Source organism: Ferrimonas sp. YIN67, from assembly GCF_057219095.1.
Genome location: NZ_JBXVVJ010000002.1, coordinates 620,804 through 647,447 on the forward strand (window position 1 = coordinate 620,804; position 26,644 = coordinate 647,447).

At 59.1% G+C, this 26,644-nt stretch carries 16 protein-coding genes; 11 read left to right on the forward strand and 5 right to left on the reverse strand.

Translation table 11 applies throughout. From position 1 onward, the window contains the following. The first annotated feature begins 334 nt into the window (after positions 1 to 334). Positions 335 to 3,190, forward strand: a complete 2,856-nt coding sequence (locus tag AC2D8U_RS06450; protein WP_484618233.1) for a TonB-dependent receptor — start codon at positions 335 to 337, stop codon at positions 3,188 to 3,190. 275 nt (positions 3,191 to 3,465) lie between these two features. Here the strand turns inward: AC2D8U_RS06450 and AC2D8U_RS06455 are convergent, their stop codons facing one another. Further along, positions 3,466 to 3,606: a hypothetical protein gene (locus AC2D8U_RS06455; protein ID WP_484618234.1), complete on the reverse strand. Its 141-nt coding sequence runs from the start codon at positions 3,604 to 3,606 to the stop codon at positions 3,466 to 3,468. A 62-nt stretch (positions 3,607 to 3,668) separates the two neighbouring features. Between AC2D8U_RS06455 and hisG the strand changes: the two genes are divergently transcribed. From hisG to hisIE, 8 genes are read left to right on the forward strand one after another with little or no spacing between them, the layout of a single operon-like run. Continuing rightward, positions 3,669 to 4,565: an ATP phosphoribosyltransferase gene (gene hisG, locus AC2D8U_RS06460; protein WP_484618235.1), complete on the forward strand. Its 897-nt coding sequence runs from the start codon at positions 3,669 to 3,671 to the stop codon at positions 4,563 to 4,565. Between the two features lie 3 nt (positions 4,566 to 4,568). After that, positions 4,569 to 5,849 carry a histidinol dehydrogenase gene (gene hisD / locus AC2D8U_RS06465; protein WP_484618236.1) on the forward strand — a complete coding sequence of 427 codons (1,281 nt, stop codon included), beginning with the start codon at positions 4,569 to 4,571 and terminating at the stop codon, positions 5,847 to 5,849. Beyond that, the gene (gene hisC, locus AC2D8U_RS06470; protein WP_484618237.1) at positions 5,846 to 6,994 is read left to right on the forward strand and encodes a histidinol-phosphate transaminase; all 1,149 of its coding nucleotides are present in this window, start codon (positions 5,846 to 5,848) and stop codon (positions 6,992 to 6,994) included. The genes hisD and hisC overlap by 4 nt, the downstream gene beginning before the upstream one ends. Continuing rightward, entirely contained in the window at positions 6,991 to 8,058 is a 1,068-nt protein-coding gene (gene hisB / locus AC2D8U_RS06475) for a bifunctional histidinol-phosphatase/imidazoleglycerol-phosphate dehydratase HisB (RefSeq protein WP_484618238.1), read from the forward strand. Before hisC ends, hisB begins: the two co-directional genes overlap by 4 nt. Before the next feature lie 26 nt (positions 8,059 to 8,084). Beyond that, positions 8,085 to 8,687, forward strand: a complete 603-nt coding sequence (hisH, locus tag AC2D8U_RS06480) for an imidazole glycerol phosphate synthase subunit HisH (RefSeq protein WP_484618239.1) — start codon at positions 8,085 to 8,087, stop codon at positions 8,685 to 8,687. Then, positions 8,684 to 9,421: a 1-(5-phosphoribosyl)-5-[(5-phosphoribosylamino)methylideneamino]imidazole-4-carboxamide isomerase gene (gene hisA, locus AC2D8U_RS06485; RefSeq protein WP_484618240.1), complete on the forward strand. Its 738-nt coding sequence runs from the start codon at positions 8,684 to 8,686 to the stop codon at positions 9,419 to 9,421. Before hisH ends, hisA begins: the two co-directional genes overlap by 4 nt. Then, positions 9,403 to 10,176, forward strand: a complete 774-nt coding sequence (hisF, locus tag AC2D8U_RS06490) for an imidazole glycerol phosphate synthase subunit HisF (RefSeq protein ID WP_484618241.1) — start codon at positions 9,403 to 9,405, stop codon at positions 10,174 to 10,176. The genes hisA and hisF overlap by 19 nt, the downstream gene beginning before the upstream one ends. Then, positions 10,173 to 10,778, forward strand: a complete 606-nt coding sequence (gene hisIE / locus AC2D8U_RS06495; protein WP_484618242.1) for a bifunctional phosphoribosyl-AMP cyclohydrolase/phosphoribosyl-ATP diphosphatase HisIE — start codon at positions 10,173 to 10,175, stop codon at positions 10,776 to 10,778. Before hisF ends, hisIE begins: the two co-directional genes overlap by 4 nt. Positions 10,779 to 10,932: 154 nt before the next feature. Here the strand turns inward: hisIE and AC2D8U_RS06500 are convergent, their stop codons facing one another. From AC2D8U_RS06500 to AC2D8U_RS06510, 3 genes are all read right to left on the reverse strand, one after another. Then, complete coding sequence (locus AC2D8U_RS06500) at positions 10,933 to 11,181, reverse strand: DUF3297 family protein (RefSeq protein WP_484618243.1); 249 nt, start codon at positions 11,179 to 11,181, stop codon at positions 10,933 to 10,935. A 943-nt stretch (positions 11,182 to 12,124) separates the two neighbouring features. After that, on the reverse strand, positions 12,125 to 12,556 hold the full coding sequence (locus tag AC2D8U_RS06505) for a hypothetical protein (RefSeq protein WP_484618244.1): 432 nt from the start codon (positions 12,554 to 12,556) through the stop codon (positions 12,125 to 12,127). 725 nt (positions 12,557 to 13,281) lie between these two features. Beyond that, positions 13,282 to 13,932 (reverse strand): DsbA family oxidoreductase, encoded by a 651-nt coding sequence (locus AC2D8U_RS06510; RefSeq protein WP_484618245.1) that lies wholly within the window; start codon positions 13,930 to 13,932, stop codon positions 13,282 to 13,284. 361 nt (positions 13,933 to 14,293) lie between these two features. Between AC2D8U_RS06510 and AC2D8U_RS06515 the strand changes: the two genes are divergently transcribed. Next, the gene (locus AC2D8U_RS06515; RefSeq protein ID WP_484618246.1) at positions 14,294 to 14,911 is read left to right on the forward strand and encodes a DUF6198 family protein; all 618 of its coding nucleotides are present in this window, start codon (positions 14,294 to 14,296) and stop codon (positions 14,909 to 14,911) included. Between the two features lie 249 nt (positions 14,912 to 15,160). Here AC2D8U_RS06515 and AC2D8U_RS06520 read toward each other — a convergent pair whose 3' ends face one another. Next, the gene (locus AC2D8U_RS06520) at positions 15,161 to 15,739 is read right to left on the reverse strand and encodes a TMEM165/GDT1 family protein (protein WP_484618247.1); all 579 of its coding nucleotides are present in this window, start codon (positions 15,737 to 15,739) and stop codon (positions 15,161 to 15,163) included. Positions 15,740 to 16,429: 690 nt separating this feature from the next. Here AC2D8U_RS06520 and AC2D8U_RS06525 point away from each other — a divergent pair. After that, positions 16,430 to 26,551, forward strand: coding sequence for an Ig-like domain-containing protein (locus AC2D8U_RS06525; RefSeq protein WP_484618248.1), 10,122 nt, complete (start codon positions 16,430 to 16,432; stop codon positions 26,549 to 26,551). The last annotated feature ends 93 nt before the right edge of the window (positions 26,552 to 26,644 follow it).

The following is a 26,644-nucleotide window of genomic DNA, read 5'->3' on the forward strand; positions in this document are numbered from 1 at the left end:
CAAATGTCACAGCCACTAACAGGGGAAACCACCACTAATGCCTCACTGAACGTCATTTTGTTCCGTAAGATGTTGAAACCCAGCTTGTGTCACAAATATTTTCTAAGTATTTCCATCCACCACCGTTGCTTGACATGACCTGAACAAATACAAATTATGGCGGTGCACAAACGACTCTATGACTTTTAACGCGACCCAAACACACATCATTCATCATTGATGATCACCTTTTGCCCGCGACGTAAAAGGGATCAATTTATTTAAAGTGGCGCAAATAATTACATCACGCGGGTTAATCACAGTGATGTATTTATCAAGGAAGTAAAAGATCGCGATGAACACGACGAATAAGGTTTACAAGATAGCCCCGGTTGCAGCCGCCGTAGCGCTGCTCCTCTCCGGCTCCCCTGTCGCTTACGCAGCCGAAAATGACAACGATATAGCTGAGATCCAAGCAGACGATGTAGAAGTGATCCGGGTAACCGGCACGCGAGCCAGTATGAGCGCCTCGTTGAACGAAAAGCGCTTCAACGATGCCATTGTCGATGTCATCTCCGCCGATGATATCGGGATCTTCCCTGATGATGATATCGGTGACGCCCTGGAGCGGATCAGCGGGGTTCAGGTCACCCGGGACGAGGATGGTACCGTTCGCGAGTCCAACATTCGCGGCCTGCCGGGTCAGTACACCAACACCCTGCTCAACGGCCGTCCCATCACCACGGCCGCCTCAAACGATCGGAAATTCTCCACTTCCATCATGCCCTCGGCCTTTATCTCCTCCGTGGCGGTACAAAAATCCACCTCCGCCGACTTGGGTGAAGGGGGCATTGCGGGGACCATCAATATGCGCAGCCACCGCGCTTTCGACAAGCGTGGTCGCCATGCCAGCCTGAGGGTGAACACCAAGGTTCAGGACAACACCGGCGAGCCGGGCCTGAGCACCTCCTTCATCTTCTCCGATAAGTTTGCCGACGACACCCTCGGCTTCAGCTTTGGCCTGGATTACGTCAACTCAAAGAACCATACCCAAAAAGCCGTCACGTCCGGCAACGTGCAACGAAAATATGCGGCAGGCGCCATCGGCCTGGAGGGGCTGGATCCGGAAACCGAAGTCGGGAGCATTGGCCGGGTACAGTATGAGTACAACCAAGCCGAGCGTGAGCGTAAAGCCATCTTCTCCAACCTCGAGTGGCGCCCCACCGACTCCCTCTCCTTCCTCTATGAAACCTTTGCTACCCATCAGCAAAACTCTGGCTTTGCTGACATGTACCAGATGAACGTCGCCGCCGAGGGGGGGATCCAGGCCATCGACAACAGCTATGTGGTCGGTAACGACGGAACGATCATGCTGGATCAGTTCCGTGTTACCAACGGCAAGTCTTTCGTAGAGAACAAGTACCGAAACAACGAAAACTACGTCTTTGCCAATACCTTAGAAGCCAAGTACGAGGCACTGGACTGGAAACTGGAGGGGGGCATCACCTATGCCCACTCCAAGTCAGACACCACCAACGTCAATTTCAAACAAGAACTCTTCAACGTCGAGAACGGTGAGTGGGATGGCATGGACGTCTCCTTCTACAACCAGGGCAAACACAGCCCCTGGGGAATTGTCTACAACGACCCCAATGCGGCAGAGTTCCTGCTAAGCGAGAGCAACTACTACAACCAGTCCCTGACCGGTAGCGATTACGGCACCACACGGGAGAACAATTCCCTGGCCACCAACCTGGACTTCACCTACTTGCTCTATGGCTTTATCGGTGACGATCTCGAGGTGCAGTCCATTCGCTCCGGCATCAGCTACAGCCGAAGTGACCGTCGTGAGACCAAACAACGCCTTCGCATGTCCAACGCCGAATACGCTGCCTTTATGGGGGCTTATGGCGCCGACTACAACATGCATTTCACCCCCGTCGCCCTGGCCCGGGGCAACTGGTTCGACAGCCGATACGGCGGCAGCCAGCGTCCCTACAGCTGGCTGGCACCGGACATGGAGGGTTTCCTGAGCTTCTGGGGCGAGGATGGCTTGCGAGATCTGGTGCTCGGTGGCCCCAATGGCGAGCTCACTGATACCGGCGATTACAAGACCGACTATGGCCGCTGGCTGGACGCCTGGGACGACGAACTGCAAGAAGATAACTTCGCCTTCTACGTCCGTTCCGACTTCAACTATGCCGGATTCGTCAACGGCAACCTGGGTCTGCGTTATGTCCGCACCAACCAGTCCTCCAGCGGTCGTGGCGGAGACTGGACAAAAGGGATGATCTGTACGGAGTTCGATAATGACAACGTATGCTCCGATGCTGAGTTGCTGGATTTCGAGGACGGTTACGGCCAGGAGAAAACCTACGACTACTGGCTGCCCAGCCTGACCATGAACTTCAGCCTTGGCCCGGAGCAGGCATTGCGCTTCGCCGCTGGCCGCGCCCTGACCCGCGCCAGTATCAGTGGCCTGTCTGCCAAGACAGAAGCCAGCTACCGCGCGAGCGACGAGACGGCCAATATTACGGCACCGGATCCAGATCTGAACCCCACCCTGGCCACCACCGTCGATCTGAGCTGGGAGTGGTACTACACTCCGGAGTCTTTGTTTGCCATCGCAGGCTTCTACAAGGATCTGGACTCCCTTAACCTCCGGCATACCGTCGAAGACCAGATCACCTTGTACCATCGGACCGAAGATGATGAACTCGTCGAGTTGCAAACCATTGATGCCGAGATCAACGCCTACCGTAACAGTGACGGCGTGGTATTGAAAGGCGTGGAGTTCAGCCTGCAGCAGCCCTTTGGCTTCCTGCCTGGCTTCCTCAGCAACACAGGTATGCGGGCCAACTACACCTTTATGGATAACTCCCGGCCGGACCTGCTCAAGTCCTCGTCGAAGCACAACTACAATGCGACCCTGTACTACAGCACGCGTAAGTTCGATCTGCGGGCGAACTACAGCTTCCGCGACGACTACCTGCAGAACCTGGCCAGCGAAATTCAGACGGAACAGTATGTTGGTATGTCCAAGCGACTGGGGATCAGTGCCTCCTATCGCCCGATCAACAACATGCGCCTGACCGCTTCGGTCAGCAACGTCATGGACATCGCCGGTTACCAGTATCATGAAGGCGGGATCAACCGCACTTATACCGATGCCGGCCCGACCTACACCTTCGGCGTCAGCTACAACTTCTAAGCTGATCTCCCCGTATGGGAGAGGGTTAATCCCTTCGCCCTTGCTGAATAACCAACCCCGCACTCGTTGCGGGGTTTTCTTTGGGGTCAACAACGCCCGTTGTCCCGGTTCGAGCGGCCCTCCTATCGGTCGCTAATCAACGCATGTATGTATGCACTTGTTTTTATAAGACTTGTTTCCCTAGGCCCCTAGCCATCGTTCGATAAATAGAATCAATCCTTCCCGCAGATAAGAGTTGCCAAGCCCGGCCACTTTGGTTTAGCGTAGAGACCAAGTTAACGAATATTGAACTTTTTGGACTTATCATGACCCTTCGCAGCGGCGCCACCCATCACCATCATCATCACGTGAACCGGTAGCCTAGCGCGAACGCTGGTGGCTGCCGTTACGGTGCCGCCAGTGGAGTCCTGAGACATGACAAAACCCCTGGCCAAGCGCCGGGGGTTTTTCGTTTTACACATTAAAGGATTTAGTAACCATGACTACTCAGAGACTTAGAATCGCAATGCAAAAATCCGGTCGTCTTTCGACCGAAACCCAAGCCCTGTTGAAAGCCTGTGGCATGAAGATCAACCTGCGTGAGCAGCGCCTGATCAGTCACGTGGAAAACATGCCGGTGGATATCCTGCGGGTCCGTGACGACGACATTCCGGGTCTGGTGATGGATGGCGTGGTGGATCTGGGTTTCGTCGGTGAAAACGTCCTGGTGGAAACCCAACTGGAGCGCGAGTCCAAGGGACAGGACGCCAACTTCAGCACTCTGCGTCGCATGGACTTTGGCGGCTGCCGTCTGTCACTGGCGGTGCCGGACGAGTTCGATTACGCCGCCGCCGATTCCCTGGAGGGGATGCGCCTGGCCACCTCCTACCCCTACCTGTTGCAGCGCTACATGGATGAGAAGGGCGTCAACATCTCCAGCTGCATGCTCAAAGGCTCCGTCGAAGTCGCCCCCCGTGCCGGACTGGCCGATGCCATCTGCGATCTGGTGAGCACAGGCGCCACCCTAGAGGCCAATGGCCTTAAAGAGGTGGAGGTGATCTTCCGCTCCAAAGCCACCCTCATTCAGGGCACCCGCGAACTGGCGCCAGAGCAGCAGCAATTGATCGACAAGCTGATGGTCCGCATCAACGGCGTCATTCAAGCCAAAGAGTCCAAGTACATCATGCTGCACGCCCCCAAGGACAAGGTGGAAGAGGTGATCGCCCTGCTGCCCGGTGCCGAGCGTCCCACCATTTTGCCTCTGGCCGAAGACAACAGCCGTGTTGCCCTGCACTCCGTCAGCACCGAGACCCTGTTCTGGGACACCATGGAGGAGCTCAAGGCCCTGGGCGCCAGCTCCATCCTGGTCCTGCCGATTGAAAAGATGCTGGGGTAAACGATGCAACGACTGATCTGGCAACAACTGGACGCTGCCGGCAGACAAGCCGCCCTGGAGCGTTCCGACATCGTCACCGACAGCAAACTGGCTGACACCGTGGCTGGGATCCTGGCCCAAGTGAAAGAGGGCGGCGATCAAGCCCTGATCGCCCTGACCGAGCAGTTCGACGGCGCCATGCCGGAGAACTGGCAGTTGGGTCGCGAGGAGATGGCCGCCGCCGAGCAGAGGCTCTCGCCTGAGCTGAAGGGGGCCATCGATGCCGCCATCGACAACATTCGTCGCTTCCACAGCGCCCAGCAACCCCAGGTACTCCGTCAACAGGTGGCGCCAGGCGTCGTCTGTGAGCTGCGCAGTGAAGCGATTGAAAAGGTGGGTCTGTACGTCCCCGGCGGCAGCGCTCCGCTGATCAGCACAGTGCTGATGCTGGCCCTGCCCGCCGACATCGCCGGCTGTCCGCTGAAAGTGATGGTTACACCACCACCGGTTAACGACGCCATCCTCTATGCGGCTGACCGCTGTGGTGTCGACACCATCTTTACCCTGGGGGGCGCCCAGGCGGTGGCTGCCCTGGCCTACGGCACCGAGAGTGTACCCAAGATCGACAAGATCTTCGGCCCGGGCAACCGCTTCGTCACCGAAGCCAAGACCCAGGTCAGCCAGCAAGGTACCGCCATCGATATGCCTGCCGGTCCCTCCGAAGTTCTGGTGATCGCCGATGCGCAGGCCAACCCGGCCTTCATCGCCGCCGATCTGCTGTCTCAGGCCGAACACGGTGAGGACTCCCAGGCAATCCTGGTGACCGACAGTGCATCCCAGGCCGATGCCGTCGAGGCGGAAGTGGCCAAACAACTGGCCACCCTGCCCCGCGCCGGGATCGCCGAGGTCGCCCTGGCCCAAAGCCGCATCATCATTGCCGAAGATCTTGCCCAGGCCTGTGAGATCAGCAACGCCTATGCGCCGGAGCACCTGATCGTTCAGACCCAGAATGCGCGGGATCTGCTGCCGCAACTGCGTGCCGCCGGCTCCATCTTCCTCGGCGCCTGGACGCCGGAGTCCGTTGGCGATTACGCCAGTGGCACCAACCACGTACTGCCCACCTATGGCAGTGCCAAGACGGTGTCCAGCCTCTCCCTGGCGGACTTTCAGCGCCGCTTCACCGTCCAGGAGCTGTCCCGGGGCGGTCTGGTCGGTCTTGGCCAGACTGTGATCACCCTGGCCGAGGCGGAAGGGCTGCAGGCCCACGCCAATGCCGTGGCCCTGCGACTGGAGGCACAACAATGAACAAACCCACCGCGCAACAAGTTGCCCAGCGGCTGGTGCGGCCGGAGATCGCCGCGCTGATCCCCTATGCCTCAGCCCGCCGTGAAGTCAGTGGCGGCACCGTTTGGCTCAATGCCAACGAGTCCCCCTGGAATAACACGGGTGTGCCCGGCGTCAATCGCTACCCGGATTGTCAACCAGACTCCGTGCGCAACGCCTATGCGACTTACGCCTGGGTGCGTAACAAGCAGGTACTGATCACCCGCGGAGCCGATGAGGGGATCGACCTGCTGTTTCGCGCCTTCTGTCGTCCTGGTGTCGACAGCGTCGCCACCTGTGGCCCCAGCTACGGCATGTACGCCATCAGCGCGGCCACCAACGCGGTCGAATGCCGTACCCTGGATTGGGCCCAAGGCCACCAGTTGCCGGAAGACTTTGTCCAGCAGGTCAAAGACTGCAAGCTGGTGTTTGTCTGCAACCCCAACAACCCCAGCGGCACGGTGATCGATCCGCAAACCCTGATAGATCTGGCCGGCCAACTGCCAGACAGCCTGCTGGTGGTGGATGAGGCCTACATCGAGTTTTGTCCGGAGTTAACCGTCGCCGGCGCCCTGGCGCAGTGCCCAAATCTTGTCGTGCTGCGCACCCTGTCCAAGGCCTTTGCCCTGGCCGGCGCCCGCTGTGGTTTCACCCTGGCCAATGAAGCGATCATCGAGGTACTGGAGAAGGTGATCGCCCCCTACCCGGTCCCCGAGCCGGTGGCACAGCTGGCCGCCGAGGCGCTTAGCCCGGAAGGGGTGAAACGGATGCAAAGCCAGGTTGCCCAGCTCAATGCCCGTCGAGATGCCCTGGCGCTGCGCCTCTCCTGCTTTAACAGCGTCCAACAGGTGATCCCCTCCCGGGCCAACTTTATCCTGTTCCGGATCGATCAGGCCCGGGCCTGTTACGACGCACTGGTTCAGCAAGGCCTGCTGATCCGCGCCTACAGCAAGCCGGAGCTGGCCGACTGGCTGCGGATCAGCATTGGTGCCGACAGCGAAATGAGCAAAGTGGAAACCGCCCTGAAGGACATCAGCAAACAACTGGCCAACTCGGCCAATCGCCAGATCGACAGAGAATCCGACCGGATCCGTCAAGCCCAATTAGCCAAGGAGACTCAGCAATGAGACAGCCCATCCTCTTTATCGACCGGGACGGTACCCTGGTGGAAGAGCCACCCGTCGACAAGCAGCTGGACCGCCTCGACAAGCTCAAGTTTGAGCCCCAGGTCATTCCTGTCTTGCTTGAGCTGCAGGCCGCTGGCTACCGCCTGGTGATGGTCTCCAACCAGGACGGCCTGGGCACCGACAGCTTCCCCCAGGCGGATTTCGACGCGCCCCACGACATGATGATGGCCATCTTCCGCAGCCAGGGGGTGGTGTTCGACGACGTCCTCATCTGCCCCCACTTCGATGAGGATAACTGCAGCTGCCGTAAACCCAAGCTGGGCCTGGTGCAAGAATATCTGGTCGCTGGTAAAGTCGACTTCGAACGCTCCTTTGTGATTGGTGATCGGGCAACGGATCTCGGCCTGGCCTCCGCCATGGGCATTCGCGGCCTGCAATACCACCCGGAAACCCTGAATTGGCCCGCCATCGCCAAGCAGCTGACCGGGGCCAACCGCACCGCCGCCGTGCGCCGCACCACCCGCGAGACGGACATCAACGTCAAGGTGGATCTGGACAGCAAGGGACCGGTCAAGATCGACACAGGGATCGGCTTCTTCGACCACATGCTCGACCAAATTGCCACCCACGGCGGCTTCGCCATGGAGCTGACCATGACCGGCGATCTGGAGATTGACGATCACCACAGCGTCGAAGACGCCGCCCTGGCACTGGGCCAGGCCCTGCGCGAAGCCATCGGTGACAAGCGCGGCATTGGCCGCTTCGGCTTCTCCCTGCCCATGGATGAAACCGAGGCTCACTGCCTGCTGGATCTGTCCGGTCGTGCCTACCTGCAGTTTGACGCCCAATTCGAGCGCGACAGCGTCGGCGGCATGGCCACCGAGATGGTGCCGCACTTCTTCCGCAGCTTCGCCGACGGCCTGGCCTGCACCCTAAACCTCAAAGTGGCGGGTGACAATGAGCACCACAAGGTGGAAGCCCTGTTCAAGGCACTGGGCCGAACCCTGCGTCAAGCCGTGAAGAAGGAAGGCAACGATCTGCCCTCCTCCAAAGGCGTGCTCTAATTCAGCGGTAGTTAAGGAAACCAACCATGACCGTCATTATCGATACCGGCTGTGCCAACCTCTCCTCGGTACGTTTCGCCCTGGAAAGACTCGGAGCCACGCCCGTGGTAAGTCAGGACGCCAGCACCATCCTCAGCGCCGATCGGGTGATCCTGCCCGGCGTGGGCAGTGCCCAGGCCGCCATGGTGCAGCTTGAGCAGCGAGGACTGCTGGCCGTGCTGCCTAAGATTGAACAGCCGCTGCTGGGGATCTGCCTCGGTATGCAGCTCCTGGGCGAAGCCTCGCAAGAAGGCACTGTCGATCAAAAGATCACTCGCCTTCCCGGCCTGTTGCCCTTCACCACGGAAAAACTGCGGGTCGGCGATCAACCCCTGCCCCATATGGGCTGGAACACCCTGGAGCCCACGGATCACCCGCTGTTCGCTGGCGTGAGCAAAGGTGACTACGTCTACTTCGTCCACAGCTACGGCGTGGCGGAGTCCGAGCTGACCCTGGCCGCCAGCGAATACGGTCAGCGCTTTTCCGCCTCCGTCGGCCGCGGCAACATCATGGGGGTGCAGTTCCACCCCGAGCGCAGCGGTGCCGTCGGCGCACGTATTTTGAAAAATTTCTTGGAGATCCCGGCATGATCATCCCGGCTATTGATCTTATCGACGGCAAGGTTGTCCGTCTGGAGAAGGGCGACTTTAACGCCGTCACCCAATTTGATTACTCCCCCCTGGCCCAGCTCAAGGCCTATCAGGATGCGGGCAGCGAGCTGCTGCACCTGGTGGATCTGGACGGGGCGAAAAACCCGGAAAACCGCCAATTGGATACCATCCAAAACCTGGTGGAAAACCTCAGTGCGCCCATCCAGGTCGGCGGCGGAGTCCGCAGCGAGGCCGACGTTCAGGCCCTGCTCGACATTGGTGTGGCCAAGGTGGTGATCGGCTCCCTCTCCGTCAGCCAGCCCGAGCTGGTTGCCAGCTGGATGCAGAAATACGGCGCGGAAAAGATCACCGTCGCGCTGGACGTGCGCTTAGATGAAGCCGGTGAGCCGGAAGTGCTGACCCACGGCTGGCAGAAAGGCTCCGGCAAGCAATTGGCCGAGGTGATCGCACCGCTGTTGGAAGCGGGCCTGACCGACGTGCTCTGCACCGATGTGGACCGAGACGGCATGCTGACCGGCCCCAATGTCGAGCTCTATAAACGCCTGATCGCCACCTACCCCACGGTGCGCTGGCAAGCCTCCGGTGGCATTGCCGAGTTAAACGACTTGCGTGAACTCAAAGCGATCAATATCGGCGGGATCATCATAGGCAAAGCCCTGCTGGCCGGTCGCTTTAACATCGAGGAGGCCCTGGCATGTTGGCAAAACGGATAATCCCCTGCCTGGACGTCAAAGACGGTCAGGTGGTCAAGGGCGTCCAGTTCCGCAACCACGAGATCGTCGGTGAGATCGTCGATCTCGCCGCCCGCTACGCCGCCGAAGGCGCCGATGAGCTGGTGTTCTACGACATCACCGCCAGCGCCGACGGCCGCACCGTCGACAAGAGCTGGGTCGCCCGAGTGGCCGAGCAGCTGGATATCCCCTTCTGTGTCGCCGGTGGCATTAAGACCATCGAGGACGCCCAGAAAATTCTCGCCGACGGCGCCGATAAGATCTCCGTCAACAGCCCGGCCCTGTCCGATCCGTCCCTCGTCAACCGCCTTAACGATCGCTTCGGTCGTCAGTGTGTGGTCGTCGGCGTCGACTCCTGGTTTGATGAAGCTACCGGCCGCTACAAGGTGAAGCAGTTCACCGGCTCCGAAGCCGCCACCCGCGACACCGCCTGGGACACCCTGGACTGGATCCAAGAGGTGATCAAACGCGGTGCCGGGGAGATCGTGCTCAACGTGATGAACCAGGATGGCGTACGCCAGGGCTATGATATCAAGCAGTTGGCCGCCGTTCGTGAGGTGTGCAGCGTACCGCTAATCGCCTCCGGCGGCGCCGGCACCATGGCGCACTTCGCCGAGGTGTTTAAACAGGCCCGCGTCGACGGCGCCCTCGCCGCCTCCGTGTTTCACAAGGGGATCATCCCCATTCCAGAGCTCAAACAATACCTATTAGAACAACAAGTGGTGGTACGCCCATGAGCGACGTAAGCATTCCTAAAATCGATTGGGACAAGATGGACAACCTGGTGCCCGCCGTGGTGCAAAACCACCTCACCGGCCGGGTACTGATGCTGGGCTATATGAACGCGGCGGCCCTGGCCACCACGGTGGAAACCGGCAAGGTCACCTTCTACAGCCGCTCCAAGAACCGCCTGTGGACCAAGGGCGAAGAGTCCGGCAACGTGCTGGAGCTGGTGACCCTGGGCACCGACTGCGACAACGACGCCATCCTGGTGCAGGCCCGCCCGGTCGGCCCTACCTGTCACCTGGGCTCCGAAAGTTGCTTTGATGACAGCGCCAACCAGCCGTTTTTGAACAAGCTGGCTGCCGTGGTCGCCGCGCGCCGCGATGCCCCCGCCGATTCCAGCTACACCGCGTCCCTGCTGCAGGGTAACCCGCGCCGGGTGGCCCAGAAAGTGGGCGAGGAAGGCGTTGAAGTCGCCCTGGCCGCCGCCACCAACGACCGCGAAAACCTGATCGACGAAACCGCCGATCTGCTCTACCACCTCACCGTCTTGCTGGAGCAGCAGCAGGTGCCGATGGAAGAAGTGATCGCCAAGCTGGCGCAAAGGCACAAGTAAGGCGCACAAGTGCTCTAACGAAGCGAATAAAGCAAGATGCCGACATGCCTGTCGGCATTTTTACAGCAAGGCTACGAGCACTGGATAACAAAAAGGGCCTGGATCACTCCAGGCCCTTTTTCTAGACGGACTCAATGCAATGAGTCGACGTCGTTTACTTGTAGAAGGCTTCTACTTCGCCTTTGCGCGTGATCAGCATTGGCTGACCGTAGCGATCCAGCGCTTTGCCCGCCGGGACCTTCACCCAACCTTCGCTGATGCAGTACTCCTCGACATCGAAGCGCTCCTTGCCATTGAGACGGATCCCGATCTCATGCTCGAAACACTCAGCCACATGGTGCGGGCTGCGAGGGTTGCCAGACAGGTGATCCGGAAGCTCCGGACGGGTATTTGCATCGCTCATGTTCTTGCCTATCAAAAAAGAAAACACGACAGTTTAGTCATAACCCACGTGGCACTCAAGCCATTCCGCCGACTCAGAAGCGGGCGCAAATCGAAACGTGCGCTGCGAGGCACCGGCGCGAAAGTCAGCTTACTGGGCCCATCTCCCCCGGCCCTACTGTCTACAATCTCGCTAACAGGCGAACCTTTCAGAAAAAAGAAGGCTTCTTTCATTCCGGGGCGGCCTGTTTGAGCCTCTGCACCCCTCGGCGCAGGTCGAGTTGAGCGCAGCCAAGCTCAACATTGTAGGAAATGCCTGCGCGGGCTGGTTTCGCCCCTGAGCGGCCCGTTTGAACCGGTGCACAGCCCCTCGGCGTAGGTCAGGTTAGGCGCGCACTTATTTGGCCATGACCATAAACCTTGATACGCCGTAACCTGACATATCGGCTTCTCTATTGGCACGGGCTTATTGGTTCGATGGGAGAGCTCTGTTAAATGGCTCCTGACGCCCCCTTGCGGTCATCACTCTCTATGTGGTGGATGCCTGCGGCATGTGCCTTCTGTGCTTCACCAACCTGGGTTGTCGCGCTGGCGACGGCAGGCCAGGGGGCTTCGCCCCCTGACAACCCCCTTTGCCTCCCTGCGGCGGCGCTGCTCGCGGTTTTGTTTCGATTGGCGTTAACGCACGAGCACAGAGTTCCGTGCGCAGCGCCGTCCTCGAAGTCGGCGAAAAGCTGATGGGGCATCCAGCTCTGGGGGCTCCTTCCGCCACAAAGGAGTCACTGGGGATTTTAATGACTCTGACCCCTTGAACCGCTGAAGATTTCAATGACTCTGACCCCTTGAACCCTCAATACTCTAAACTCAACTCTACCTCCTTGTGAACTTAACGCCCCCAACAGGGGCCGAGCGTAGCGAGATCCCGCGCACGCAGTGCGCATTTCTGATTGGGCTTGTTATGTTGCTTATCGCAGGCGATGATAACTAACCTCTCTGTTTATAAGGAGGTTTTTGGTATTAGATTCTATTGTTACCGATCTGATTTTCGTTTTACTGTAGTGACAATCCTCTTCCACCCAGTCTTCAAAAATTGTTTTCCCATTTACCTGAATATGTATATACCAGGGAAACACAGATCCGCAGCGGCCAAGGATATTCCTTTCTATTTTAGGTTGCTTAAGTAGCTCATACTTATTTTCATTTAAAACACAGTTAGCTTGAGTCTTTTCTTCAAGATTGCTTATCATTTCCTTGCCTTCGTCATTGTATCCACCACGATATTCAACTTTGAATATCCCGTTGGACGGATCACAAGTGGCAAAAAGCATATCATGCCACTCGTCAGCTGAAGCTACCCCAGAAAGTAACATGAGCGATAATAGAAGATACCTAAACATTGTTAATGTTTCCCATTTATGTTGTGTGGAAGCAATAGGTTATAGAGCAAATAATGCGGATAATATTGGTGAATTAAGTTTTCATTATTTTCTCCTGATAACAATGGATGCCTCACGGGTGGCACTGCAACATAACAGTGTTATTAAGCGGAATTTCCACTTATGCAGGATAATGTTGCCGCAACATTATCTCAGGCAACCAAACTCCCAAGCTAGCAAATAAGTCATTGCCAATCAACACCTTAGCGTTACGTGGCGGACTGTTCTTCTCGTGAAACAGAGAATCCATTCGGTGAAAGTGAGCCTGAGGCAACGAACGACCACTTTTGACCCCCAAGCGGTCCTTCGCTCTAGCTCTTCCTAGAACCTTGCAGCAAGCGCTCCTAGGAACTTGCTGCTGCTCTTGGCCACTCACCCTTCGTTCTTGCTTTTCCTTACGCATCGCTGCGCAGCGTTCTCAGGGGATTGCAGTATGCCTTGCTTATGCTCAGGATCCTGCTGAGGCATTTACCGGTGCCACGTTCTCAGGGGGGATCGACGCTATGCATAACGGTTTGGGGGTGTAAAACCTAAGCGTTACGAATGAAGTAAGGAAAAAGCAGTGATAAGGTTCAAGCCGGAGCCCGCCTAAAACTCAATGGCTGAGCACCGAACTTCGTCTGTCCCTGATAGGCAAGGCGCACGCTTGCGCCAAGCCAGTCTGATCTAATCCATCTGCTCAGTTATTACTCGCTCTGTTTTGCGGCGATCTCCCGCAGCGCCTGCTCAAACACTGCCACCGGCTGACCGCCGGTGATCCCGTATTTGTCGTTAACAATGAAGGTCGGTACCGAAGTCACCCCCATATTACGATAGTGTGCCTGCTGTGCCCGCACATGCTCGGCATACAAACCGGACTCCAGCACTTCACTGGCCACCTCCTTGTCCAACCCAACAGAGCCGGCCAGGTCAATCAACTGCCCTTCATCACTGGGATCGCCGCCTTCGACGAAATACAGCGCAAACAGCGCCTCCTTCAGTTCGGTCTGCTTGCCCATCTCTCCGGCCCAGTGCAACAAACGGTGCGCGTCGAAGGTATTGTATTTCTTCATGCCATCGAAAAAGCGGATTGGCAGGCCCAGCGCCTGGGCCCGTTGCTCAATAGTGGCTTGATTCTGCTTGAGCTGAGCCAAAGAGAAGCCGTACTTATTGAGCAAGTGCTCAGCCAGATCCTCCCCTTCGCGAGCCATCTCCGGCGCGAGTTCAAACGGCTGCCAGTGCAGCTGTGCGTCCACCTCGCCCTCAAGGTTCTCCAGCGCCTGCTTCAGCGCCCGGTAGCCAATCGCACACCAAGGGCACATCACGTCCGAGACAATATCGATCTTCAAGGTTTTCATTGGCACTCCCACCGGCACTGCGTATCCCATAAACGTGGGGCCAGGAGGCATGGAAAACAAGTCAGCCTCACTGCCAGGTGCGCGCGGTATGGTGAATAAGATAAACGAAGCCACGCGCAAAGATCGGCTGCGACTCGCCCTGACCGGCCTTTCTTGGACGCACCTCCACGGGCGCCAATGAGGATCGATCAAAAATCCGATCTTCCCCCCAATTTGGCAACAAAATTCACCCCGTTCAAGTCGTTAGCTTTCTCTCCCCTTCTCTGTCTTTGAGTGTTCCTCTACAATCCCGCGCCGCACTTTTAGCAAAAGCGCTTTGCCCTTTTGATCCACAGCGCCATCAATGCAGTAGGAGCCCCTTTTGAGCCAGCCACGCCATAGCACCCGAGAAGATCTGATCGCCATCCTCACCGGTACCTTTATCGTGGCCCAGGGGGTGTTTTTTCTGCAGCAGGGTGGCCTGCTGACCGGCGGCACCACGGGACTTGCGCTGCTCGTCAGCCACCATGTGGCGCTCTCCTTCGGCACCCTGTATCTGCTGATCAACCTGCCCTTCTACCTGATGGCCTGGTTTCGCATGGGCCGTGGCTTCGCCCTGAGCAGCGTGGCTTCTGGTGGTCTGGTGGCCGTGATCACCGATCATCTTCACCACGTCATCGCCTTGAATTGGCTCTCACCCATCTATAGTGGACTGATCGGCGGTTTGCTGATGGGCCTGGGGATGTTGATCCTGTTTCGCCACAACACCAGCCTGGGCGGCTTCAACGTGCTGGTGCTCTACTGTCAGCAACGCTTTGGCATCGCCGCCGGTAAGATGCAGATGGGGATCGACGTCAGTATTCTCATCGCCTCCGCCTTCTTTATGAGCCCCATGGTACTGGCCTGCTCGGTGCTCGGCGCCATCATGCTCAACCTGGTGCTGGCGATGAACCACCGCAGCGATCGTTACTATGCGTTGCCCAGCTATGCCGGGCGCTGAGTCCCGGAGCACGAATTAAAACACCAACGGCCGCTTCGATAGGAAGCGGCCGTTTCTGTCTGCAGGTAAGAGAGCGTATCCTGTGCCAGCGACGACGCCTCCGGCCATTGGGCTGCAACTTTGCGTGCTCCCCTTTGTTCTCTCGCTTCATTGCAACGACACATCTCAGCGCCACATCCCCCTTGCAGAAATGAAAAAACGCCGACGGATGTCGGCGTTTTGGTTTTTCCGTTCAAGTGAGCCGTTCGTTTAGAACGCCTGACTGGCGGCGATCACCGCCATCAACAAAAAGAACACACCACTGCCCCAACGCAGCCAACTGCCGCTCAATCGGGCCAGCCACTTTCGACCCGCATAGACACCCAGCACCGTGGTGGTGGCCAAGGCCAGGGTGGAACCCAGATACACCGCCAGCGGCGGGTGCGTGGTGCCCATGGCTGCCACCGCCAACTGGGTTTTGTCGCCCAGCTCGGCGACGAAGATCATCATAAAGGTGGTGAGTACCAGGCTGCGACTGCCGCTCTTAAAGCTAAAGCCTTCCTCTTCGTCCTCTTCACCGCGCAGCGCCTGGATCCCAAACAGGGCAAACAGGGCCGCCGCCCCCCAGGCCAGGTATTCCATGGGGATCCACTGGGCCAGACCCACGCCAAGAGTAACGGCCAAGCCGTTCAACAGGGCAAAGGCCGCAATGGCTCCCAACAGCACAGGCCTGGCACGATGACGGGCCGCCAAGGTCATGCAGACTAGCTGGCTTTTATCCCCCATCTCGGCCAGGGCGATCACGCCATAGGAAAGCAGGGCGACACTGGCAAAACCGTCAGCGGTCATAAAAAACTCCGAAAGGAATGTTTAAACTTACGTTTTTTGTGGCGCCGGATCCTAACAGAAATTGAAATCGCGGTGTGGGGCTATTTGGTTTCGCCTCCGGGCAAGGCGCAGAGAGGGTTTGGAGCCCTAGGGCGGCACGGCCAGCCTTACCCCGCCTCCCAAGCTATAGCCTCAGGCGGTACGGCGGCTCATCGTTTCTCAACAAAATGGCCGTCGGGATCGTTGGACCATGACAAAGCGATGAGTAATGAAGGTTTAAGGCATCGGACGCCATGACATGGCCATTGAGCCAGGAGAGACATTGAGCCTATCTGCCCACAAAAAACACCCGTTACATCCGTTGATCCCCAGTTTTGCACCGTCGTTTCACGTTTGAGCTTCGCGACTCATACCTTGACCCGGAATAACGGCTGAACCGGCTCCAAAAGATCAGTGACGCCCCCATCAAGCCCCTTAACCCTCAAGACAGCCCACCTTAGTTTTTCTCCCCTTAATAACCATTAACCCTTATCTCTTCGACACTTACCCCTACAAACCAAAAGGTTAATATTTTGTAAAGTTGTTGCACAAATGTAACCGCCAGGGTTCTCGCTGACCCATTTTCTTTGTATAGTCGCCCACATAAAACCGTCAAAAATGTGACTTGCGTCAATTTTTGCCCGGTGCCATGAAACGAAAGGAATCGAAGTCATGCAAAACAGGAAGGTTTGGGGCCGGTTAGGCGTCTGCGCATTACCATGCTTGTTCATCAGTCACTCACTGTTTGCCGCAGAGATTGTGCTCAACGGCCCCTCTTCCCAGTGGCAAAGCGTACTCCAGGGAAGCAACTTCGATCCCATCGATGATGAACAGGCACAGACCTCAGGGCTGGATCTGGTGGGCGATGCGCAGCACCCACAGTTCTATACCCTCTATGATGATAAGCAGACTTCGGATGAGAGCGACGACGAGATCGCCTTTCGTTTTCGCATCGGCACCAACAGTGACGCCAATACCTATCTGATCGGGATCGACGCCAACGAAGATAGTGTGCTGGATCTCTTTATCAGCGCCAGTGGCAAATCCGGCAAGTTGGAACTTTGGGCCTCAGATACAGGTAAGACTCCGCCAGCGGGTCGCCAGTGGAACGATGGCCCCAGTACCACCACCATCGCCTCAAAAGCCAGCCATGACGAGAACACCACGGCCACGAACTACCACTTCGGCCCCGTCACGACGATAGATACCGATATCCTCGACGCCGACATCGGCGATTTCGAAGGGGAAGACCACTTCGTCAGCTTCAAGCTCAGTTTTCAAACCGTCAAAGATACCCTCAATAGCGTCAGTGGCCTTACCATCAACCGCACCTCGGCGTTGCGCTACGTGGTCTTCTCACTGAACCAGACCAACAGCATCAACGGCGATTTTTCCGGGATCAATGATAAGTCCAGCGACTACACCAAAAGCTATGAAGAGCTGGGACTGTTTACCCCGCCTTTGAGCCCGGACTACATTCCACCCTTGGTGTGTAACGACGATGCTTATATTGCCTACAAATACAAAGATACGGCTGGTACTACCCGTTATAACCTCGGCCGTATCAAAGCCGATGCTGGCCTTTACCATTATGAAACCCTGGTTGCGGATCTTGAACTTGACGCTCTGGGATACAACAGTCTCGACAACTACCTCTATGGATTTGATGCGTCAGATTACTCTCTGCTTCGCATTGGCCAAGGCGGTAAGACACAAAACCTAGGAACATTTACTGAGATCACAACCCCGCATAAAGCTGCCTTTGGTCCAGAAGGCAACTTCTATGTCCTGGACAAAAGCAAAAACAATGAAGTTTATCTAGTCAATATCGATGATATGACTGCGGCTGCGGTAGCTAACTCAGCAAACGCCATAAGCGGGGCCGATGTCGCCTATCACAAACGCACAGATCGCCTTTGGGGGGCTCAGGGCGACGGGTTATCCCTCTTCGATCTCGCATCGAACACTAACGACAGTGTCGCAAATCCCAGGCTTGACGGGGACAGTGGCGTCTATGGTGCGATCTGGTTCGATGCCGCCGACCGGCTGATGCTGATCAACAACGCGGCGGGCAACCTCTACCGAATTGACGATATCACCGATCCGGCCTTCACCCAGCTCTTCACCTTTGACCTGGAGCAGCAAACCCCTGCCGGATCCAGTTTCAAACCTCTGGATGGTGCCAGCTGTGGTGCGGCCCGCACCAACACGATTGCTGGCCATGTCTATGAAGACGCCAACGGCAACGACAGCTTTGATGCAGGCGAAGGGATCGCCGGTATTACCCTGAGCCTCAACGGTTCGGTCACCACGCTGACCGATGCACAGGGATATTATGCGTTCACCGCCCTGGGCAACGGTACCTACACCCTGACGGAGACCGATCCCGCCGGTGCCATCCTGGCCGAGGGCAGCCCCAACAGCGTCACCGACATAATCCTGGGGGGTTACCAGAGTGAAACGGTGAATTTTCGCGATGATTTCAATGCCGCGCCCCCGGTAAACAGCCTGCCGACGGCAACACCAGCCAACGCCACTGGGGATGAGGATGCGGCCAGCATCGCCATAACCCTGTCGGGCAGCGACAGCGACGGTCAAATCGACTCATTCCGTCTCGCCAACCTGCCCCTCGACGGCACCCTCTACCTGGACGACACGCTCAACACCCCAGCGCAGATCAACGTCGACCACGCCGCGACCGGCCAGCAGCTGATCCTCTACTATGTCCCCCAGGCCAACGCCTTTGGCACGCGCACTTTCCAGTTCACCGTCAAAGATGATGCCGGGGATGAGAGTGCCAGCAGTGCCACCGCCACCCTCACCATCAGCGAGATCAACGATCTCCCGAGCGCCCAGGCTGGCAGTGCCAGCGGCGCTGAAGATGGTGGCGCCATCGCTGTTATCCTGTCGGGCAGCGATCCCGACGGCCAGATCGCCCACTTTACCCTGAGCGCCCTGCCTCAAGGGGGAACGCTCTATACCGATGAAGCGCTCACAACGGCGGCCAAGGCGGACACCGACTACACCGCTGCGAATGACACGCTCACCCTCTACTACCTGCCGGGGCCCAACTGGAACGGCGCAACCACTCTCAACTACTTCGCGACGGACAATGACGGAGCCGACAGCCTGACGGCGGCCTTCTCCCTGACCGTCACCGCCGTGGACGATGCCCCGATCATTGGCACAGGCACCGGCTCCGTGGTCGAGACCAGCCAGCCCGGCACCAGCGGCACCCTGAGCGCCACCGACGCCGACAACCCCGCTCTGGCCTTCGTCGCCGAGACACAAAGCGGCAGTTACGGCAACCTCACGCTCCAGACCAACGGCAGCTGGGGCTATGCCCTGGACAGCCGGGCCGATGCCCTGAGTCAGGGCCAACAGGTGAGCGACGCCTTTACCGTCTCCCTGAACGATTCCAGCACCACCACGGTCACCATCGCCATTACCGGCACCGACACCCTGCCCCAGATCGGCACCGACACCGGCACCGTGGTCGAAACCAGCCAGCCCGGCACCAGCGGCACCCTGACCGCCACCGACGCCGACAACCCCGCGCTGGCCTTCGTCGCCGAAACACAAAGCGGCAGTTACGGGAACCTCACGCTCCAAACCAACGGCAGCTGGAGCTATGCCCTGGACAGCCGGGCCGATGCCCTGAGTCAGGGCCAACAGGTGAGCGACGCCTTTACCGTCTCCCTGAACGATTCCAGCACCACCACGGTCACCATTAACATTACCGGCACCGACACCCTGCCCCAGATCGGCACCGACACCGGCAGCGTGGTCGAAACCAGCCAGCCCAGCGCCAGCGGCACCCTGACCGCCACCGACGCCGACAACCCCGCGCTGGCCTTCGTCGCCGAAACACAAAGCGGCAGTTACGGGAACCTCACGCTCCAAACCAACGGCAGCTGGAGCTATGCCCTGGACAGCCGGGCCGATGCCCTGAGTCAGGGCCAACAGGTGAGCGACGCCTTTACCGTCTCCCTGAACGACACCAGCACCACCACCATCACCATCGCCATTACCGGCACCGATGGCCTGCCCCAGATCGGCACAGGCAGCGGCAGCGTAATTGAAGACACCTCGCCGACAACCGGCGGCACAATCACTGCCATTGATCAGGACAACCCGGGATTAGCCTTTATTCCCGGGGAGCAGAGCGGTCACTACGGAACCCTGAGCCTTGAGGCCAACGGCAACTGGCAGTACAGCCTAAACACCAATGCCGACGCCCTGACCGAGGGACAGCAGGTTTCCGACGGTTTTACCGTGTACCTCAATGATGAAAACAGTACCCAGATCAGCATCGCCATCACGGGTCGCAATGACGCGCCCATGGCCATGGCAGACAGCGGCAGCCTCTCAGAGGGAGGGAGTGTTGTTCTGGACCTGCTCGCCAATGATCGGGATCCCGATGGCCCGGGCCTGAGTGTCAATGTTGTCACACCGCCCGCCAACGGCGCTCTGCAAAGCAATCTCGACGGCACCCTCACCTATACCCATGATGGCGGTGAGACCACCGACGACAGCTTCACCTACAAGGTGAATGACGGCAGCGCCGACTCCAACCTGGTTACCGTCTCCCTCACCATCACCGGCGACAACGACGCCCCGGTCGCTGTCGCCGACAGCGCCGAAACGCAGGAGGAGGAAGCGGTACAGATCGCCGTGCTCGACAACGACAGCGATCCGGAAGGCAAGCTCAACGTCGCCAGCCTTCGTCTGTCCGGTGATGGTCCGGCCAACGGCCAGATCGCCATCAATACCGGCACCGGCGTCATCACCTACACCCCCAACACAAACTTTTTCGGCAACGACGGCTTCTCCTACCAGGTGGACGATCAGCAGGGCCTGAGCTCGGCCGTCACCCCTGTCGCCATCACAGTCATTGGGGTTAACGATGCCCCCGAAGCGGCGCACGACCAGGCCCGTACCGATGAAGATGTCGCCATCGATATTGATGTGCTGGTTAACGACAGCGATCCGGACGGAGAGAACCAACTGGATCCCGCCAGCCTGCGTCTTATCAGTCCGCCAGAATCGGGCAGTGTCTCCGTGGTTGAGGGTAAGCTGCGCTTCGAGCCTGCCCCCAACCAGGTTGAAACCGTCACCTTTACCTATGCCATCTCCGATCACACGGGTGCCGAATCACTGCCGGCCACGGTGACTGTCGCCTTCACCGCCATCAACGATGGCCCGGTGGCCAGGGATGACAGCTTTACCCTGCAGGAAGATCTGGGGGCAACACTGGATCTGCTGGCCAACGATGAGGATGTCGACAGCACCCTGAGCAATGCCCATATCCAGATCCTGACGCAACCGGAGCAAGGCAGCGTGTCTCTCAATGACGACAACGCCTGGTACTACACTCCGGCCAAGGATCATTTCGGTACGGTCAGCTTCACCTACCTGCTCGAAGACGAGCACGAACTGACGTCCGAGCCGGCCACCGTTACCCTCACCATCGAATCGGTCAACGACGCCCCGATCGCCAACGCCGACACCGTCGAGCTGGCCGAAGATGGCGTGTTGCCCATCAATGTCCTGGGTAATGACGAGGACATCGACGGTGAGCTGGTGCCTGCCAGCATCGAAGCGGTGACCCAACCAACCCATGGCAGCCTGGCTTTCGACAGCGAAAAGGGCCTGTTGACCTATCGCGCCGCTCCCCACTACTTTGGTGCGGACAGCTTCGAGTACCGGGTGCAGGACAATGACGGTGCTTGGTCGGCGCCCGCCCTGGTCACCCTGTCCGTCACCCCAGTGGACGACGCCCCCCTGGCCAACGATGACGCCGCCACTGTCCAAGAGGACGCCAGCGTCACCATTGCTGTGCTTAACAACGACAGCGACATCGACGGCGAGCTCGATCCCACCAGCCTGGCGATCACAGAGGCGCCCAGTCATGGCGAAGTGACGATCGATCCCAATGGCGGCCTGATCTACACACCCAAGGCCAACTACCATGGCATGGACAGCTTGTCCTATCGAGTCCAGGACGATGCCGGCAACCCGTCCGAACCGGCACAGGTCAGCCTGACGATCACACCGGTCAACGATGCCCCCCTGGCTCAGGCTGACGGTTACCAGCTCGCCGAAGGGGCACTGCTGTCGGCCGATACGGATCTGCTCGGCAACGACAATGATGTGGATGGGGACTCGCTGACTGTGCGCCTCGTTTCCCAGCCACAATATGGCACCCTAGAGCTCAACGAAGATGGCTCCTTCAGCTATCTGCATGATGGCTCGGAGAACCATGCGGACCGCTTCAGCTATGTCGCGTTCGACGGGACACTCTCCTCCGAGGAGACCGAGGTGTCGCTCACCATCACTGCGGTCAACGATCCCCCGGTTGCCCATCCCGATCTGGCCAGCCTCAATGAGGGCGGACGGATCACCCTGGCGCTGCTGGACAACGACACGGATCTCGACGGCGATCCGCTGAGTGTGGTGGTCTTGACCCAGCCCGAGCACGGCTCCCTTGAGCTTGGGGACGACGGCCGCCTTATCTACCAGCACGATGGCAGCGAAACCCTCAATGACCAGTTCCGCTACCACGCCTACGACGGCGCACTGAACTCAGAGCCGGTTACCGTCTCTTTGAGCATCACCCCGGTCAATGACGTTCCGGTGGCCAACAACGACGCGATCACGACTGCGGAAGACACGCCGGTCTTCATTGCTGTCCTGGCCAATGATCTCGACGGTGACGGCGATCCCCTGGGGCTGGCCCTGCAAGATCTGCCCTCCTTGGGACAGGCCAGCGTTGTGGAGGATCGGATCCACTATGTGCCGGCGGCCAATCATCACGGTGCCGTGGAGTTTGGCTACCGGATCAGCGATGGCCAGGGCGGCATCGCCCATGCCAGGATCACCGTCACCATCACCCCGCTCAACGATGCACCAGAGGCCCGGGATGATCACGCCTCGACCGATGTGCGCCAGAGCGTGACCATCGCCGTACTGAGCAACGACTCGGATCCCGACGGCGAGACGGACAGCCTGACCGTCGTCCGGGCCCAGGCGGATCATGGCCAGGTCGTTATCGAGCCGAATGGCACCCTGAGCTACACCCCGAGTCCAGACTGGGCCGAGCCGACCCGGATCCGCTACTGGATTAGCGACGAACAGGGGGCCGAAGACAGCGCCACGGTGTGGATGACGATCACCGCCAATAACCGGGCCCCCCAAGCCACGGATGACGAAGTGATCCTGGCGCAGGACCAAACCCAGGTTGTGATCGATGTACTGAGCAACGACACCGACGCCGATGGGGATCCCCTGACGTTGCTGGGTGCCGCCAGCCGCAGCGGTACCGTGGAGATCGTCGACAACAACCTGAGGTTTACCCTGACCGAGGCGTTTTCCGGCACCGCCAGCATCGAATACCGCATTGGTGATGGCTTCGGCGGTGAGGACAGTGCCCTAGTGCTGATCCTGGATCAGGATGCCCTCAAGCCGGTGATCACCGTACCCGAGCCGGTCTGGGTCGATGCCCAAGGCCTGTTTACCAAGGTAGATCTGGGCACAGCTACAGCCCTCGACCGCTTCGGTAATCCTTTGCCGGTCAGCCTGGTGGATGGTGTTCCCTTCTTCCAGCCCGGTGAAAACACCGCCCTGTGGGAAGCCTGTGACGAAGCGCAGCGCTGCGCCATTGCGCCACAGAAGGTCTATGTCCGTCCCCTCATCTCCCTGGCCAAAGACCAACAGGTGGTGGAAGGCAACCGGGTGGAGGTTGAAGTGGTGATGAACGGGGCCCACTTCCAGTATCCGGTCACCATCCCCTTCAGCCTCGGTGGCAGTGCCGACGGTGATGATCATGATCTGAGCCAGGGTGAGTTCCTGATCGAAAGCGGCTCCTCCGCCACCCTGAGCTTTACCGTAGCCGACGATCAGATGGAAGAGATGGACGAAACTCTGGTGCTCACCCTGGATCACAGCGTCAATACCGGCGTGAAATCCAGCCACACCATCACCATCACAGAGCAAAACCTTCCCCCTGAGGTGCACCTGTCGGCCTTCCAAGACGGTCAGGCCCGGCTGCTTATTGTGCCCGACGGCGGCGAGGTCACCGTCCTGGCACAGATCGAAGATCCCAACGTCGGCGACAGCCATCTGCGGCTCTGGCACCATGATGCCGCCCTGGCCGATCTGGATGTCGACGACACTCGCTTTGTCTTCGATCCCCGGGATCTGACGCCCGGCCTCTATACCCTGGAGCTGGAGGTGTATGACGATGGCGGACTGAAAGATATCGCCAGCCTGGTGCTGGATCTGAGAGCCAGCCTGGAGCCGCTGATCCCCGGTGTCGACAGCGATGGGGATCTGATCCCGGATACCGAGGAGGGCTATACCGACTCCGACTTCGACGGGATCCCGGATTACCGTGATCAGATGGTGGACGAGTGTAACGTGCTCCCGGAAACCGGCAGCGAGTGGGATGGCTACATCGTCGAGGGCGATCCGGCCGTGTGTCTGCGAACCGGCAGCTACAGCACCGCGGGCGTCACCGGTGGCGCCCAGATCGTCGATGAGGACATCGCCAAGGAGTCCGATGAGCTGGTCGAGGATACCCAGGCACGCAACGTCGGCGGGATCTTCGACTTTATCGCCTACAACCTGCCCCAGGCGGGCCAGCAGTTGCAGGTGGTGATGCCCCAGCGTCAGGCGATCCCGGCGTTGGCGGTCTACCGTAAGTTCCTGCCGAATGAAGGCTGGATCACCCTGGTCGAAGACGGCGGTAACCGGGTGCACTCAAGCGCCGGTGAGCCCGGCTTCTGTCCGCCGCCCGGTGGCGACCACTGGAGCCCGGGTCTGACCGAAGGCCACTGGTGTGTTCAGCTGACTCTGGAAGATGGTGGCCGCTACGATGCCGATGGCCAGATCAATGGCTCGGTGATCGATCCCGGTGGCGTCGGCGTCATGCTCAGTGCCAACCGGGACCCCATCGCCGAACGGGACCAATACCGGATCCGCGCCGGCAAGACCCAGGTATTGAACGTGCTGACCAATGACAGGGATCCGGATCAAGACCCCCTCACCCTGGTGGCCGCCAGCGCCGCCCTGGGACAGGTCGAGATCAACGCTGACGGCACCCTGAGCTATACCGCTCCGCAGAACTTCCTGGGCAGCGACCAACTCAGCTACAGCGTCAGTGATGGCATGGGAGGCAGTGCCAACACCCAGGTTGATCTGGCGATCTACCTCAATCGGGCTCCCGTCGCCATGGACGATAGCGCCCAGACCCATAACAACAAGGCGGTAACTGTGGACGTACTGGCTAACGACAGCGACGCCGATCACGATACCTTGACCCTGGTCTCGGCGACGGTGGAACAGGGCTCGCTCAGCGTCCTGGATGACGGCCAGCTCTACTATGAGCCGCCCCGGGACTGGATCGGCAGCACCAGGATCCACTACCAGATCTCCGATGGCGAAGGTGGCCTGGCCGATGCACAGGTTCAGATCGATGTCCGGGGGGATCAGATCGTCAAGACCGAAGGGGGCAGCTCAGGCGGCCTGGGCCTGGCTTGGCTGACCGCCCTGCTCACCCTGCTGCTGAGCCGTCGCCTGGCACAGGGGTCCGTGATGACGCTGGCGCTCCGGCGGCGGGGCCTGAAGACCTTGCCATCCTTGGCCATGCTCTCCTTGGCAGTCGTGCCGACCGCATCGGCCGAGCAAAGCCCTTTGGCTCCCTGGTATCTCAGCGGCCAGGGAAACTGGGCCACCAGCGACGCCAGCCGGGGCGATCTCAACCGTGACTTTGCCGATGCCGGACTGGATGCCGAGGTGTTAAGCCTGGACAAGGACCGGCCGGCCTGGGGATTGGGGCTGGGTTATCGCCTCACCGACTCCTGGTTTGTCGAGGCGGGCTATCTGGATCTCGACGAGGTGGATCTCACCCTGCAGGGGCGCTTCGACGATCCTCAGGCGTTTTACGATGAGATTGAGCATATCTATCCCGAGTCGGGCCGTGGTCCCTATGCCCAAGTCGGCTATCGTCATCGTTTCACCGAACGTTGGTCCGCCTCGGCGACCCTGGGCGCCTTCTTCTGGCGCGGCGATTACTCCAGTACCCCCCTCGACAGCACCAACGGTGGCGGCAGTGATCGCCCCGACGGTACCGATCTGCTCTACGGGGTGAGCCTGGATCACCGCTTGGGCCAACGCTGGCTGCTCTCACTGCAGGCCCAGCGGATCGAGTTCGACAACTACCCCTCGACCCTCTTTGGCCTTAACCTGCGCTATCACTTTGGCGGCCGCAAGGACGACAACGTGACACAGGCGCTGGCAACACAAACCCAAGTGGCCAGCATTCAAGACTGGGATCAGGACGGCGTACCGGATCCCCAGGATGCCTGTGCGGAGACCCCGATGCAGCATGCCGTCGATGCCACCGGCTGCACCCGCTGGCTCAGCGTCACGGAGCAGTTCCACCTCGAGGTGCTGTTCGCCAACGACAGCAGCGAGATCCAGCGCCGCGACTACCCACGCCTGACTGAGCTGGCTGATCGGATCCAGGCCCATGGACTGGCGCCGGTGATCCTCACAGGCCACGCCTCGGCACCGGCCTCGGATCGCTACAACCAGGCCCTGTCCCTGCGCCGGGCCGAGGCGGTTCGGGACCACCTGGTGACCGTGCATCATATTCCTTCCGACACTCTGAAGGCGATCGGCGTGGGCGAAAGCCAACTGAAGATCCAGGGCCGAGGGGAAGCGATCGATGCGCAAAACCGTCGGGTCACCGCTACCCTCTCCTACCCGGTGAAAGAAGCGATCCCTCGCTAGTTCCCCGCTCCCACCGAAGCAACGGACCCATTACGGGTCCGTTGCTTCATTTCAAATGCTCGAACCCTTTCCTAACGTCCTCATTTCCAACTA